This window comes from Bacillus sp. 7_6_55CFAA_CT2, assembly GCF_000238655.1.
Taxonomy (GTDB): Bacteria; Bacillota; Bacilli; order Bacillales; family Bacillaceae_G; genus Bacillus_A; species Bacillus_A cereus.
Genome location: NZ_JH414708.1, coordinates 1,544,533 through 1,559,629, shown reverse-complemented (window position 1 = coordinate 1,559,629; position 15,097 = coordinate 1,544,533). Strand labels below are relative to the sequence as shown.

Genomic DNA, 15,097 nt, shown 5'->3' with positions numbered 1-15,097 from the left:
ATTATTAATATTTTTGTAAGTTTTCCTTTGGTACCCAGCCCTTCTCACCATCTCTTCCTTCGCACCAAACCCATCCATTCAATTCTTCTAATCCGATCAATCTTTCTCCAATACTCACATTTAATTCTTTCGCAGTATATTGTTTTATAATAATTCCTGTTCCATTCATATCTTTTCTTATAATTTGCTCCGGAACCCATCCTTTCCGGTTATACTTCTCTTCGTGACAAAACATCCAGTTTTCCCAGTTTTCCGGACCAGCGTAACTCTCTATCATTTTCACTACATCCCCCTCTTCTAAGCGAATTGGATTAGGATAATTGCTAACATGTGATTTTATAACGATATATTTCATAACAACCTCCAATAATCAGAAAATTAAGTTATAATATCATTATAACTTAAAGAGGAGGAATGCACGCATGTACTACAACACTTCATTCGAAAACGATCAACCTGTAGGCCGTCTATAAACTAAGACGGGCAATCATATAACACATACACTACGCCTCGTCTTAGGGAACTCATAATACCCTAAAAATAGACGGAGGTACTTTACATGAAACACACAATTTTAGGAGCTATATATTTATCACTAGCAGCAAGTATATGGGGCGGTATGTATGTTGTTAGCAAATACGTACTCGATTTTATCCCACCACTAACACTCGTTTGGCTACGCTTTATTATCGCTTTTGTTGTTTTGTATGGAATTTTAAAACTAGCTGAAAAAAAGCAAAAGAAAAAAGTAACCATTCGCAAAAAAGATTGGCTCCTCTTCGCTTGGATTGGATTTATCGGCTATTTCATTTCGATCACATGCCAATTTATCGGAACAAAATTATCCGACGCTCATACAGGCTCGTTAGTTACATCAGCTACACCTGCATTTATGGTTATATTTGCAGCGCTCATTTTGAAAGAAAAACTAACTGCTCGTAGACTTTTATCTACTATAATAGCGACAATCGGCGTCATTATCGTAATCGGGTGGGATATTGAAATCGGCTCCTATTTTATCGGAACAATCATTTTAGTTGGAGCCGCTATTACGTGGGCTTTACTATCTATTTATGTAAAAATCGCTTCAATCCAATTCTCATCCTTAGTTATTACAACGTATGCCATATTCTTTTCACTCTTTTTTATTACACCTTTTATGATATGGGAACTACAAACATCCTCTATCGGAACAGTAAATACGTACGTCATATTAGGCGTATTATACTTAGGAATCGTCTCAACAGCAGGTGCCTTTTTCCTTTGGAATAAAGGATTAGAATTAATGGATGCAAGCATCGGTTCCTTATTTTTCTTCTTCCAACCTATCGTTGGATCATTACTTGGCTGGCTCTTATTAAATGAGACATTAAATAGTAACTTTTTCATTGGTGGTATTCTCATTATATGTAGCGTTTTCATTACTACTTTTGAAAAGAAATAAAAAGCAGGCAGAGATTCTTAGTCTCTGCCTGTTCGCATAATTGGATCTTGGTCGTGAAAACCAATACAAATCGGTATATTACTTTGCACTTCACTACGTACACTTATAAAACTACACAGCGTTTTAGCAATTAAATATAAAGTTATACCGACTGCTTTTTCACTTGTGTCAAAGCCATTTTCAGTATACATATCTGCTAATTCTACAGACCCCGGCCCCTCAATATTATATGTCCATTCAGATGCCCAATCGTCATCCTCTTCTTCCATTGGAAAATACTCCTCACAAATATAGAACTGACTATCCCATTCGTTATCAAGGTCATACTCAAAATAAATCGCTTTTGCTTCTTCATTAGTAGCCCTTTCTACAGTTGCATCCAAACCTACTCGAATACTTTCCTTATATGATTCTAAATCAATTACTTTAATTCGCTCTGCACATTCTGTAGACGCCAACATGCAACAAATATCATAATACTTCGCTTCTATTTGCTCTACTGCTAACGAAAAGACATCCTCTTGCATCTCTTCTAAATACTGAAATATATCCACACTAAACACTCCTCACTCTTTACGCACTCCAATGCGATGGACGGGACAATAATTTCGGTAATTTCGTATGCTTATCCCCTCTCGCAGCATTAACTTGAACTTGCGTCAGAAAAATACTATTAGTAAAATCAGCCCCGCGAATATCTGCCTCTCGCAAATCTGCTCCGATGAGATCTGCTCCTCTTAAATCTGCACCATTTAAGTTAGCCGCAATTAAGTAAGCTCCTCTTAAATTTGCACCTTGTAAATTTTTCTTTTTCAGATTCGCTCCCATAAGGTCTGCTCCGCGGTGTATGATTCGTTTCTTACGCGCAGTATTCATTTCCTTCCATACTAGTTCGCTCGTTTCTAAAAGGAGAATGTTCACCTCTGCCCTATGCATTGGAACATTTATTTTCATTAACTCATCTGGATTTAAATTCGAAAGTCGCTCTGTCTCCTCAATTGCGTTCTCCAGCTCTTTATGAATTGGCTGTGTTGCCTTTAAAAGAATCGCCTCATTCAAATACCAAAGCATTTCATGAAGTTGATGCATAACTGGAAAAGCATCGTACATTTTTCTTGCATGCTTTGCATCTTTCCGCCAATCAATCCCTTTAAACGTACCCTGAGAAATCTTCTGTCCAGCACCGAAACACTCAAATACTGTACAACCTTTATAACCTTTTCCTCTAAGATTTTTATGTATACTACATTTGAAATCTGATTGTAAGTTGGAACATGGTTTACCACCATCTTTATTCACTGCAAAATCTACCGATGCTGCGAACGATAATGCAACGCAACATAGACCGAAGCATTTTTCGCAGTTTGCTTTTAAATGATCGTTATGATTAGTCAAAATCTATACCCCCTGTTGTCTTTTGACTATTTCATAATATTCCAACTGTAATAAATAATCAATTTTAAAATAAACCAGCATCTTTCGTTTCAACTCATAACTTTATCATTCGATTTCCTTTCAATTGAAAAGGACTATTTCTATTTAATGAATTATAATTAAATTATAAATTTTCTAACTAAAAAGGAGACTTATTATGGCACTAGAAATGAAAACAAACTGTCAAATTTGCGATCAATCGCTCGAACAAGATTCTGAAGCATACATTTGTGTATATGAATGTACATTTTGCGCACCATGTACAGAAGAAAGACATAACGTTTGTCCAAACTGCGGCGGCGAATTAGTACGTAGACCGAAAAAGAAATAATAAAAAGCAAAGCGATATCGCTTTGCTTTTGTTTAGGCATCTGAAATTATATATTTAAAAACTTCACACAAACAGGCTCTGGCACAACAACATCAGATTGTAAAAGTGTTAACTTACCTGTAGATTCATCTCTTGAAAATAACACAAGATTATGTGACTTTTCATTTGTAGCAACAAGAAACTTTTCAGTAGGGTCTAATACAAAGTCCCTCGGCCAATTTCCTTCTGTAGATGTATGTTCCACAAATGTAAGCTGACCTGAATTTTGATCTACGCTATAAACAGCGATACTATTATGACCACGATTTCCTGCATATACAAAACGGCCGTCAGAAGAAATATGAATCGCACTTCCTTGATTATTTTCATCAAACTCTTCTGGAACAGTAGAAATATACTGTAATTCTGTAAAGGATCCTTCTTCCGAGTTATATGTTAGCGCAATAACCTCTGAACTAAGCTCCGTCATTACATAAGCGTATTTTCCATTTGGATGAAAAGCAATGTGTCTTGGTCCACTTCCTGGATTCACAGACAGGCTATTCACTTCTATTAATGTACTATCTTTTACTTCATACGTAATTATTTTATCTATCCCTAAATCAACGCCCACTACATATTTTTCATCAGGAGTGTACCCCGCGTAATGTGCATGTGGTTTTTCTTGTCTTTCTTTATTCGGACCTGAACCTTCATGTGCCATAATAGATGAAGCAGGATTTACAGTTCCATTTTCTTCATTTATTTCAAAAGACTCAATCGTTCCTTTATGGTAATTCGCTGTAACTACTGTATGATTCCCACTATCAACACTAATATGACAAGGAGAAGCACCTTCTACTACTTGTCTATTTTTCGCTTTTAGTTCTCCAGTATGACTATCAATGGAATAAGCAGCTACACCGCCAGATTCGCCTTCCTTAACAACAGAATAGAGATATTCATTATTTCGGTTAATCGTTACATATGTAGGGTTATCCAGCTTAGCGGCAAGTGTTACATTACTAATTTTTTTGCTTCTGTGTCTAAAGTAAACTTATATATTCCTTCACTATTTTCTTTCGTGTATGTTCCAACATATCCGATAAACTCTTTGTTATCCTTCATTTTCATAACCCTCTCTCCCTATATTTTTCATTCATCATACTTCTTAACATATTTTATGTTGAAAGAGTATCCTAAAAAATCGGAGTACCTCTTTATACGTTACCATATTTTCTTGGTAAATAGCTTTTAAACCCACTTTTTTTGATACGCTGCTATACTTTCATATTCTTCTTCCAATTGACGGGACAAACGGATATAGATTGGCGTTAAATCTTTATATTTTTCCACACTTTCCATATTTGGCTCATGATGAAAATCTGCACCTACCATTTCAGAAACTACATGCAACGTATCTATTTCACCTAAACTATATAAACCGAGGATTGCAGCTCCTAAGCAAGAACTTTCGAAACTTTCCGGAACATATACGTCTTGATGGAAAATATCTGCCATCATCTGTCTCCAAAGTTCCGATCTTGCAAAACCGCCTGTCGCTTGAATTTTTTTCGGTTCGCCAATTAGTTCTTTTAAAGCGAGAAGAACTGTATATAAATTATAAATTACCCCCTCTAAAACAGCACGGATAAGATGTTCTTTCTTATGATGCAATCCGAGTCCAAAGAAAGATCCTCGTGCATTTGCATTCCATAAAGGAGCTCTTTCCCCTGCTAAATACGGGTGAAATAATAAACCGTCAGATCCAGGATTCACTTTTGCTGCTATTTCAGTAAGCACCTCATATGGATTTTTTCCTAAGCGCTTTGCAAGTTCAATCTCTGAAGTGCCCAATTGGTCACGAGCCCATCTGAAAATCATACCACCGTTATTAACTGGACCACCGATTACCCAATGGTCTTCAGTTAACGCATAACAAAAAATTCTACCTTTTGGATCTGTTACAGGACGATTTGTTACAGCACGTATCGCACCGCTTGTACCAATTGTAACAGCCACAACGCCAGGATCTATTGCATTTACACCTAAATTAGATAGTACTCCATCACTCGCTCCTACTACAAAAGGCGTAGAAACAAGTACATTCATCTCTTTGGCAAACTCTTCATCTAATCCTGTTAAACTGTGCGTTGTTGGAACAAGCTTTGAAAGCTTTTCATCTGTAATTCCTGCTACATGTAAAGCCTCTTCATCCCACTTTAAAGATTTTAAATTGAACATTCCTGTCGCTGATGCTATAGAATAATCAATTACATATTCTTTATATAACTTGTAAAAAACATATTCTTTAATAGAAATGAATTTATAACTTTTTGCGAATAACTCTGCTTGCTCATTCTGTAGCCAAACTAATTTCGAAAGTGGTGACATCGGATGAATTGGTGTCCCAGTACGAAGGTAAATTTCATGACCATTCATATCATTCTTTATTTTCTCCGCCCAGCTTGCACTTCTATTATCTGCCCAAGTGATACATCTCGTTAACGGCTTTCCCTTTTCATCTACAGCAATGATACTATGCATTGCCGAACTAAAAGAGACACAAAGAATATCATTCGGCTGTACACTACTTATTCGTACAGTTTCTTTAATCGTATTTATTACTGCATGAAAGATTTCTTCTGGGTCTTGTTCTGCTGTTTCAGGTGTAGGAGAATATAAAGGATATTCAATTCCATGACTAGCAATAACAGATCCATCAGTAGAAAATAGAACTGATTTTGTACTAGTTGTCCCAATATCTACACCAATCATATATTTTGAGCTCACCATCTCTTCCTCCTAACAAAAAATTGCTACAGTATCCCACCATAAAAATACATTCCTTTTATCTATTGATAACGTTGTATGCCACAATTATCTAAATAGAAACATCTTTATCTTAAACAAACATATCGAGTAGTAAAACGCCTCCAAAAGCGATAAATGAAAGTAACGTTTCTAATACTGTCCATGTTTTAAATGTTTCTTTCACTGTTAAGCCTAGGTATTCTTTTACCATCCAGAACCCAGCATCGTTTACGTGAGAAAACATTAACGCTCCTGCACCTGTTGCAATAACGAGTAACTCTAAGTTCACACCTGTCGTATTTTCAACGATTGGCGAAACGATACCGGCTGCTGTTGTTAAAGCGACTGTCGCTGACCCTGTCGCAATTCGAATTAACCCAGCTACTATAAATGCTAATACAATTGGAGATAGAGCTAAATGCTCAGACATTTGAGCAATAGCATTCCCTACCCCACTATCGATGAGAATTTGCTTAAATCCCCCACCAGCACCAATAATCGCAACAATTGAACCAATTGGTAATAAGCTATCTTCTGTTATCTTCTTAATAGCTTTTTTATCGATACCTTGACGAAATCCAAGAAAATAGAACGCCGCAAAACATGCAATCAATAGTGCAATTATAGGACTACCGATTAATGTGACAATCTTCATCAAAGTATTAGAAAGAGGCACATAAGGAGCTGCTGCAGCTAAAACCATTAACATAACAGGTAACAATATAACTAAAAATGAAACTCCTATTCCTGGTAATTTCGTTGATTTTGTATTTACACGAATCAATTCCGGCTCATTTTCAGGAATTACACGTTTGTGAATACATTAGTACCTTCCCAAGATTCGCTTTATAAATACCAATTGCAACTATGGCCCCTGGATGCGGAGGAACAAGGCCGTGTACGACAGATAGCCCAGCAATTGCTGGTAATGCTATCAATAAAATATTTTGTTTCGTTGTTTTATGAATTGAAATTACTAACGGCAGTAATATTAAAATGCCTACTTCAAAAAACACCGGGATTCCAATAATAAAACCTGCAATTAACATCGCCCATGGTAAGTTTTTTATCCCAAAGGATTTAATAAAGAACTCTGCCACTTGCATTCCAGCACCTGACTCTGCCATCATTTTCCCTAAAATTGTACCTAATACTAAAATACCTACTAAATGCCCGAGAACACTGCCGACTCCCGTTTCATAAGCACTCACTATTTTATCCATTGGCATCCCAGACATAATTGCTAAAAACAAACTTGCAATCGTTAAACTAATAAATGCATGCCATCTCCACCACGATACCCCTAAAATAACAATTACGATTGATAATAATGTAATCATTAAAAGGTACATATTCATACGCAGTTCCACCCCTTTATGTAAACCCTTTCAAAATTTCTATACAATTAAGAGAACCTATATAGTTCTTTCATGAGTAAGAATTTATATATCGATATACAAATCATCTTCACAAAATAATAATTTATACAAAAAGAATCTCCCTTATCAGAGATACATGTTAACTCACCTCTCTGATAAGGGGATTTCTCTTCCATAATTATAATGTTATTGTGATAAACGCTTCGCGCGATCAATTTTCCCTTTTTTAAAAGTGAATGACACTTTCTTCTCTTGCTGTTTTCACGTAGTAAGACTACAAACTCAGGTTCCACTTTAAACGATGAAGTTACTTAGGATTTGTCTTCTCATGAAAAACAACTTTCGGAAAGCACCTTCACTTTCATAACATTATAATTTAGGCGCTTTCGCCCAATCAGCAGCAAATTTCTCAATACCTTGGTCTGTTAATGGGTGCATAGCAAGTTGTTCAATTACTTTATAAGGGATTGTTGCAATGTGAGCACCTGCCATCGCTACACGAGTTACATGATCTGGATGTCTAACAGAAGCCGCAATAATTTGTGTATCTAGTTGATGAACATCGAATAATTCAGCAATTTTAGCAACTAATAGTACACCATCTTCAGAAATATCATCTAAACGTCCTAAAAATGGAGAAACGTACGTTGCACCTGCTCGAGCAGCTAAAAGTGCTTGGTTCACCGTGAAAATAAGTGTAACATTCGTTTTCACACCTTTTTCAGTAAGGTAGCGACAAGCTTCTAATCCTGCTAACGTCATCGGAAGTTTAATTGTAACTTTTTCATCGCCACCGTTAATTTTAATCAGTTCTTCTGCTTGGGCGATCATCTCTTCAGCTGTAACAGCATCTGGCGTTACTTCTGCCGAAACAGATTCAACTTTAGGAACTGCCTGACAAATTTCTGCAATACGGTCTTCAAATTTAATGCCCTCTTTTGCTACTAAAGAAGGATTCGTTGTAACACCAGCTAAAACTCCAAGTTTATATGCTTTTTTTATATCCTCAAGATTTGCAGTATCAATAAAAAATTTCATGATTAATTCCCTCCAGTTTTTAAACGTTGATGAGTTACATGTTTAATATGCTTATCCCGTAAAAGCCCGATTTGTGTGGAATGAAGCCCCTACTTATTAAAGTTTCACTTTATTTCTTTTCTACTGCATGTCCGCCAAATTCATTGCGCAGAGCTGCTACAACTTTTCCTGTAAATGTATCATTGTCTAATGAGCGGTAGCGCATTAATAGAGACATTGCGATAACAGGAGTTGCTGTTTGAAGGTCTAATGCTGTTTCTACTGTCCATTTTCCTTCACCAGAAGAATGCATAACACCCTTAATCTCATCCAGTTTTGCATCTTTAGAAAATGCATTTTCTGTTAATTCCATTAACCAAGAACGAATGACTGAACCGTTGTTCCATACTCTTGATACTTTTTCATAATCGTAGTCAAATTCACTTTTTTCTAGAATCTCAAATCCTTCACCAATAGCAGCCATCATACCGTATTCAATTCCGTTATGAACCATTTTTAAGAAGTGACCACTACCAGCTTTTCCAGCATATAAGAATCCATTTTCTACAGCAGTATCGCGGAAGATAGGTTCAACGATGTCCCAAGCTTCTTGATCTCCTCCGATCATGTAACAAGCACCATTACGAGCGCCTTCCATTCCACCAGAAGTTCCTGCATCCATAAAGTGAATGCCATCTTTCTTTAATTGCTCATATCGGCGGATAGACTCTTTATAATGTGAATTACCAGCTTCAATTAAAATATCTCCTTTTGATAAAAGTGGTGTAACCTCATCAATAACAGAATCAACAACAGCGTGTGGTACCATTACCCAAAGAATTCTTGGTGATTGTAATGACTGAACAAGTTCACTTAAACTAGATGTACCTGTTGCCCCGTACTCTTTCATTTCTTCTACTGCGCTCGTATTTAAATCAAACGCTACTACTTCATGTTTATGATCCATTAAATTTTTCCCTAAATTTAATCCCATTTTACCTAACCCAATTAATCCTACTTGCATAATATAATTCCTCCTCAAATCATCTTTTATTAAAAATCCATATCACTACAATCTGGAATACCTTTCAGCACTGAAATGTTAGTATGTACAGAAAGGTATTCACAGTCATAGCTTAAGAATTCAACACATTTTTTGTAATTTGAACAACATTTTCTGTCGTAAATCCAAATAGATTCATGACTTCAGCTCCAGTTCCTGAAGCTCCAAATGTTTCAATTGATAGTACTTTTCCTTCTTGTCCTACATAACGTTCCCAACCGAGAGATACACCCATCTCAAGAGATACTCGTTTCGTTATAGAAGACGGAAGAACGGATTCTTTATATTCGTTCGATTGGCGATCGAATAACTCCCAGCTCGGCATTGCAACGATGCGAACAGAAACTTGATCTTCCTCTAATTTTGCTTTCGCACTAGCAGCTAAGGATACTTCAGAACCTGTCGCAATTAAAATTACATCCGGATTTTCATTTGTTTGTGTTAATACGTAAGCTCCTTTAGAGAAATTCTCTATGTTCGCTTTCGTTTCATTAAACACCGGTAAATTTTGACGACTCAGTACTAAAACGACTGGACCATCCGTTTGCTGTAAAGCATACGCCCAAGCACTTGCTGTTTCATTTGCATCTGACGGGCGGATAACTGTTAAACCAGGAATTGCTCGAAGAGCTGCCAATTGTTCAATTGGTTCATGCGTTGGACCATCTTCTCCTACAGCAATCGAATCATGTGTAAATACGTAAGTAACAGGTAACTTTTGCAGTGCAGCCAGTCGAATGGACGGACGAAGATAATCATTAAATACAAAGAATGTACTTACGAAAGGTTTTACTCCTCCATGAAGCGCCAATCCATTCGCTGCAGCGCCCATTGCATGTTCACGTACACCGAAATATATATTTCGTCCAGCATATGATTCTACTGCATATACTGCTTCACCTTTTATATCTGTCATCGTAGAATGAGAAAGATCCGCACTTCCACCGAAAATAGAAGGAATCGATTTCACATAATGATTAATAGCTTCCCCACTTGCAACACGAGTGGAAATCGTTTTTTCAGTATCAAAAGATAGAATGTCTTTCGCTTCAATTAAAACCTCACCTGTAATCGCTTTTTCTAATTCATCTGCCAGTGTAGGATTCGCTTCTCTGTATAAGTTGAACTGCTCATTCCAGTCATTGTCTTTTTCAATACCTTTTTGTTTTAGTTCATTAAAATGAGCTTTTACTTCTTCAGGTACAAAGAAATCTTCCTCATAATCCCAACCATACACTTGTTTTGTCGCTGTCGCTTCTTCTACTCCAAGCGGATTACCATGTGCTTTGTTCGTTCCAGCAACTTTTGGACTTCCATAACCTATAATGGTTCTAATTTCTATAAGAGTAGGTTGATCCGTATTTTCTTTCGCTGATTGAATAGCTTTTGTAATCGCATCAACATCGTTTCCATCTTCAACTCTTACATATTGCCAATGTACAGATTCTGCCCTTTTCTGAATATCTTCAGAGAAAGCAATGCCTAATTCACCATCAAGTGAAATTTCATTTGAATCATACAGTACAATTAACTTGCCAAGTTTCATATGTCCTGCCATTGACATCGCTTCATAAGCGACACCCTCCATTAAGTCACCATCTCCGACTAAAGCATACGTATTGTGATCTATAATAGAGTGACCATCCTTATTGAACTTCGCTGCTAAATGAGCTTCTGCCATTGCCATTCCTACAGCATTAGCAATCCCTTGTCCTAACGGGCCTGTAGTCGCTTCAACTCCAGGAGTATGCCCAAACTCAGGATGTCCAGGTGTTTTACTATTTAACTTTCTGAAATTTTTCAAGTCATCAATTGAAACGTCATATCCAGCTAAATGAAGTAGGCTATATAACAGACTAGATCCATGTCCCGCCGATAAAACGAAACGATCACGGTTAAACCATTCTGGGTGATTAGGATTGTAATTTAAATGATTCGCCCATAATGCATAAGCCATTGGTGCTGCTCCCATCGGAAGACCTGGATGACCTGAGTTTGCCGCATTAATAGCATCAATCGATAACGTACGAAGTGTATTCACTGCTAATTGATTTATGTTTTGTGTCATAGTAATCGTCCCCCTAAATGCTTTCATTAAAGAAAGTACTTATTTTTCCGTCTCTTGATCTAACCACCATTTAAATCCACTTTCTTGTAACAGTTCATTAGACGCTTCTGGACCATATGAACCAGACTCATATTCATGAAGCGGTAATAAGTTTTCCTCGAACGCTTCAAGAATTGGTTGTACCCATTCCCATGACAATTCAACTTCTCTCCAATGTGCAAAGAATGTAGCGTCTCCACTCACAGCATCATGAATGAGTCTTTCATACGCTTCAGGTACTCCCACATCCGCTTGCTCACAAGTAAAGTTAATACGCATCGGTTCAATTTCTCCATTTTTCAATGGATTTTTACTGTTTAACTGTAATGAAACGTTCTCACCTGGGCTAATTTCAATTATTAATAAGTTAGGTGCTGCATTTGGATTATTATCTTGATATTGCTGTTTTAACGTATTTTTAAATTCGATTACAATACGAGTAGACTTTTCTTTCATTCGTTTGCCTGTTCGTATATAGAAGGGAACGCCAGTCCAAAATGGATTATCGATCCACAGGCGAGCAGCAACAAATGTGTCTATGTTAGAAGAAGGATTTACTCCTGGCTCCTCTTTGTATGCTACAACTTGCCCGCCTTTTATCTCACCTGCAGCGTATTGTCCGCGAATGATATGGCTTTGAACGTCTTCTTTTTTCACTTTACGAAGCGTTTCCATTACCTTTCGCTTTTCCTCTCGAATTTCACATGCATTAACCTTTTCCGGCAGATTCATAGCAGTCATCATTAATATTTGTAACATATGATTTTGAACCATATCTCGAATGGCCCCTGCCTGGTCATAATATCCTGCCCTTTCTTCAACCCCAACTGTTTCACTCGCTGTGATTTGCACATTCGCTATATGTTCTTTATTCCAAATTGATTGGAGAACAGGATTTGCAAATTCTAATGCTTCAAGGTTTTGAATCATCGGTTTACCTAAATAATGATCAATACGGTATATCTCGTCTTCTTCAAACGTGCGACTAAGCTTATCATTCAGCTCACGAGCAGATGTAAGGTCGTGCCCGAATGGTTTCTCAATCATCAGACGTTTCCATCCATCCGTTTTATCAAGTCCGCTTTCCTTAATATTTAAAGCAATGGTCTCGAAAAATTCAGGAGCAACGGAAAGATAAAACATTCTATTTCCTTTTATATGTAATTCTTCTTCCCTTTCACGAACGACTTGTAATAACCTCTCATAGTCTTCCGGCTTACTCACATCTAATGGACAATAGCGAAAATTATCTAAAAAACCTTCCAGTTCCGGAGTACCTTCTTCTCTATGACGGGAAAACGTCTCTATTGATTCTTTTATTCTTTCTTGAAAATCTTCATGAGATACTTGACGTCTCCCAAGCCCGATAACGGATATTTGCTTTGGAAGCTTTTGATCTCTATATAAATTATATAGTGCTGGGTAAATTTTGCGTTTCGCTAAGTCCCCTGTCGCTCCAAATAAAACAAAGGTCATTGATTCCAATTTCAGTCCCCCTCTTGTTGTATAATCCTTGTCAATATTTTAAAAATGAATTGTACAGAAGCTCATGTTTTATAAAAACAAAGAGTTATCAAATCCCAATTCTTTTTATACCTTTCGCTTTTTAATTGTCCCCAATATTAATAGTGGCAATTCAAAGCATTTCTACCACAACTTACTTATTTATAGAATTTAACGAAACATTTTATATTTGATTACTTTTAGTAATTAAATAATCTTATGTCTAATATATTAACCACATAAATTATTATCGTCAATAAAAATGTCTTGAATTACATACGATTTATTTCGTAATACTTTTCTAAGTGTATTCCTAGTTACCATTCATTTTCAAAGATAATGATCGTTATAATAAATATCATTTTTATCAAAATATTCAATTAATTTATTGCTAAACTCACGAGCAGACGTTACATTATAACCAAAAGGCTTCTCTATAATAAGACGATTTAATCCTTTTGTAGCTCACAATCCACTTTCTTTCTTTCCTTCATTCATATAAATCTATACTTTTCATATTTCTACTCAAAATTGATAGGCAATACTGTAACACCACATTGTTGCCTATTGTAACCGTTATAACTTTCTTTGTGCTACGAGTGTTATTATAAATCGGCCATAACATGAATAGCAGTACGTACTTTAAAGTGATGTAGGCACTTTAAAATACCTATACTAAGTGAGTAATAATAAACATAATGAATAAATCATGTTGCAAAAATAACATCTACCCTTTCTTCATAAAGCTTTACAATTGCTTTCGCAAGTACGTTACATTATTTCACGTACTTTCCCCTTCTCTATATAAAATTCTCACTAACAAAATTCAAAATATTATACTTATTTTTCGTACTTTGCTATGCTATAACCACAAACAGGAGGTATAAACTATGAAAGCACAAATTATCCATTCTTTTGGGGATTCATCTGTATTTCAATTAGAAGAAGTTTCAAAACCAAAACTTTTACCAGGTCATGTTCTAATCGATGTAAAAGCAACAAGTGTAAATCCAATCGATACAAAAATGCGTAGTGGTGCCGTTTCAGCCGTCGCTCCTGAGTTTCCAGCTATATTACACGGCGATGTAGCTGGTATTGTTATTGAAGTAGGAGAAGGTGTTTCGAAATTCAAATCAGGGGATAAAGTATACGGATGTGCCGGAGGTTTTAAAGAAACTGGAGGTGCACTTGCAGAATTTATGCTTGCTGATGCACGATTAATTGCTCACAAACCTAACAATTTAACAATGGAAGAAGCTGCTGCTCTACCATTAGTTGCAATTACAGCTTGGGAATCTTTATTTGATCGTGCAAATATTAAACCTGGTCAAAATGTTCTCATTCATGGAGCTACTGGTGGCGTAGGACACGTAGCCATTCAACTAGCTAAATGGGCAGGCGCTAAAGTTTTCACAACAGCTTCTCAGCAAAACAAAATGGAAATAGCCCATCGTTTAGGAGCCGATATAGCTATTAATTATAAAGAAGAATCTGTTCAAGAATATGTACAAAAACATACGAACGGAAACGGATTTGAAGTTATATTTGATACAGTAGGCGGCAAGAATCTTGATCATTCTTTTGAAGCTGCTGCGGTCAATGGAACTGTCGTAACTATTGCAGCTCGTTCAACCCATGACCTCTCTCCTTTACACGCAAAAGGACTCTCTCTGCACGTTACTTTTATGGCATTAAAAATATTACATACAGATAAGCGTAATGATTGCGGAGAAATCTTAACAAAAATAACGCGAATTGTAGAAGAAGGAAAACTTCGTCCATTGCTAGATTCTAAACCTTTTACGTTTGATGAAGTTGCACAAGCACATGAATATTTGGAGTCAAATAAAGCAATAGGTAAAATAGTTTTGAAAAACGTTTGGTAACTTTCACTAAATAATACAAATAACAAATGTTTGTTGTTGGAAAATAACAGCGAGATCGCTTCGCCTTATCTTTTTCTTAAAAGGCGTGCCACAACCTTAAAAGCTTTCCATCCTTTACAACAAGTAAAAAAATAACAGCT

Annotated in this window: 12 protein-coding genes and 3 pseudogenes; 3 read left to right on the top strand and 12 right to left on the bottom strand. The window is 36.4% G+C overall.

Annotation, left to right across the window (positions count from 1 at the left end; translation table 11 throughout):
- Positions 1-4: 4 nt before the first annotated feature.
- Complete coding sequence (locus HMPREF1014_RS08005) at positions 5-355, bottom strand: SH3 domain-containing protein (RefSeq protein ID WP_000875289.1); 351 nt, start codon at positions 353-355, stop codon at positions 5-7.
- Positions 356-559: 204 nt separating this feature from the next.
- Here HMPREF1014_RS08005 and HMPREF1014_RS08000 point away from each other — a divergent pair, with 204 nt between their 5' ends.
- Entirely contained in the window at positions 560-1,444 is an 885-nt protein-coding gene (locus HMPREF1014_RS08000; RefSeq protein WP_000683262.1) for a DMT family transporter, read from the top strand.
- A 17-nt stretch (positions 1,445-1,461) separates the two neighbouring features.
- Here the strand turns inward: HMPREF1014_RS08000 and HMPREF1014_RS07995 are convergent, their stop codons facing one another.
- Together HMPREF1014_RS07995 and HMPREF1014_RS07990 are read right to left on the bottom strand one after the other, a co-directional pair.
- On the bottom strand, positions 1,462-1,998 hold the full coding sequence (locus HMPREF1014_RS07995) for a hypothetical protein (RefSeq protein ID WP_000350936.1): 537 nt from the start codon (positions 1,996-1,998) through the stop codon (positions 1,462-1,464).
- A gap of 19 nt (positions 1,999-2,017) precedes the next feature.
- Positions 2,018-2,839, bottom strand: a complete 822-nt coding sequence (locus HMPREF1014_RS07990) for a pentapeptide repeat-containing protein (RefSeq protein WP_000181452.1) — start codon at positions 2,837-2,839, stop codon at positions 2,018-2,020.
- A gap of 196 nt (positions 2,840-3,035) precedes the next feature.
- Between HMPREF1014_RS07990 and HMPREF1014_RS07985 the strand changes: the two genes are divergently transcribed.
- Positions 3,036-3,209: a DUF1272 domain-containing protein gene (locus HMPREF1014_RS07985; protein WP_001162788.1), complete on the top strand. Its 174-nt coding sequence runs from the start codon at positions 3,036-3,038 to the stop codon at positions 3,207-3,209.
- 46 nt (positions 3,210-3,255) lie between these two features.
- Here HMPREF1014_RS07985 and HMPREF1014_RS07980 read toward each other — a convergent pair.
- The 9 genes and pseudogenes from HMPREF1014_RS07980 to HMPREF1014_RS29655 form a co-directional block, all read right to left on the bottom strand.
- A pseudogene (locus HMPREF1014_RS07980) lies at positions 3,256-4,232 on the bottom strand (lactonase family protein); the annotation flags it as partial.
- On the bottom strand, positions 4,206-4,322 hold the full coding sequence (locus HMPREF1014_RS32055) for a beta-propeller fold lactonase family protein (protein WP_002198017.1): 117 nt from the start codon (positions 4,320-4,322) through the stop codon (positions 4,206-4,208). The gene HMPREF1014_RS32055 and the pseudogene HMPREF1014_RS07980, both read right to left, overlap by 27 nt.
- A gap of 120 nt (positions 4,323-4,442) precedes the next feature.
- Positions 4,443-5,984, bottom strand: a complete 1,542-nt coding sequence (gene gntK / locus HMPREF1014_RS07975; protein ID WP_009326687.1) for a gluconokinase — start codon at positions 5,982-5,984, stop codon at positions 4,443-4,445.
- Between the two features lie 109 nt (positions 5,985-6,093).
- Positions 6,094-7,360 (bottom strand): annotated as a pseudogene (gene gntP / locus HMPREF1014_RS31175) (gluconate permease GntP).
- A gap of 390 nt (positions 7,361-7,750) precedes the next feature.
- A complete protein-coding gene (gene fsa / locus HMPREF1014_RS07965) occupies positions 7,751-8,419 on the bottom strand; it encodes a fructose-6-phosphate aldolase (RefSeq protein ID WP_000667676.1) in 669 nt (222 codons plus the stop codon).
- Between the two features lie 109 nt (positions 8,420-8,528).
- Positions 8,529-9,422: a phosphogluconate dehydrogenase (NAD(+)-dependent, decarboxylating) gene (gene gnd, locus HMPREF1014_RS07960; protein ID WP_001195925.1), complete on the bottom strand. Its 894-nt coding sequence runs from the start codon at positions 9,420-9,422 to the stop codon at positions 8,529-8,531.
- Between the two features lie 112 nt (positions 9,423-9,534).
- A complete protein-coding gene (gene tkt / locus HMPREF1014_RS07955; protein WP_000193046.1) occupies positions 9,535-11,529 on the bottom strand; it encodes a transketolase in 1,995 nt (664 codons plus the stop codon).
- Positions 11,530-11,568: 39 nt separating this feature from the next.
- A complete protein-coding gene (gene zwf / locus HMPREF1014_RS07950) occupies positions 11,569-13,053 on the bottom strand; it encodes a glucose-6-phosphate dehydrogenase (protein WP_000445352.1) in 1,485 nt (494 codons plus the stop codon).
- Positions 13,054-13,401: 348 nt separating this feature from the next.
- A pseudogene (locus tag HMPREF1014_RS29655) lies at positions 13,402-13,554 on the bottom strand (glucose-6-phosphate dehydrogenase); the annotation flags it as partial.
- Between the two features lie 407 nt (positions 13,555-13,961).
- Between HMPREF1014_RS29655 and HMPREF1014_RS07940 the strand changes: the two are divergent.
- Positions 13,962-14,957 (top strand): zinc-dependent alcohol dehydrogenase family protein, encoded by a 996-nt coding sequence (locus tag HMPREF1014_RS07940; RefSeq protein ID WP_000647255.1) that lies wholly within the window; start codon positions 13,962-13,964, stop codon positions 14,955-14,957.
- The last annotated feature ends 140 nt before the right edge of the window (positions 14,958-15,097 follow it).

What these genes read in the sequence shown, in the direction of transcription:
- HMPREF1014_RS08005 (WP_000875289.1), bottom strand. Translation starts at nt 355, where the DNA reads ATGAAATATATCGTTATAAAATCACATGTTAGCAATTATCCTAATCCA.
- HMPREF1014_RS08000 (WP_000683262.1), top strand. Translation starts at nt 560, where the DNA reads ATGAAACACACAATTTTAGGAGCTATATATTTATCACTAGCAGCAAGT.
- HMPREF1014_RS07985 (WP_001162788.1), top strand. Translation starts at nt 3,036, where the DNA reads ATGGCACTAGAAATGAAAACAAACTGTCAAATTTGCGATCAATCGCTC.
- HMPREF1014_RS32055 (WP_002198017.1), bottom strand. Translation starts at nt 4,322, where the DNA reads ATGAAAATGAAGGATAACAAAGAGTTTATCGGATATGTTGGAACATAC.
- gntK (WP_009326687.1), bottom strand. Translation starts at nt 5,984, where the DNA reads ATGGTGAGCTCAAAATATATGATTGGTGTAGATATTGGGACAACTAGT.
- fsa (WP_000667676.1), bottom strand. Translation starts at nt 8,419, where the DNA reads ATGAAATTTTTTATTGATACTGCAAATCTTGAGGATATAAAAAAAGCA.
- gnd (WP_001195925.1), bottom strand. Translation starts at nt 9,422, where the DNA reads ATGCAAGTAGGATTAATTGGGTTAGGTAAAATGGGATTAAATTTAGGG.
- tkt (WP_000193046.1), bottom strand. Translation starts at nt 11,529, where the DNA reads ATGACACAAAACATAAATCAATTAGCAGTGAATACACTTCGTACGTTA.
- HMPREF1014_RS07940 (WP_000647255.1), top strand. Translation starts at nt 13,962, where the DNA reads ATGAAAGCACAAATTATCCATTCTTTTGGGGATTCATCTGTATTTCAA.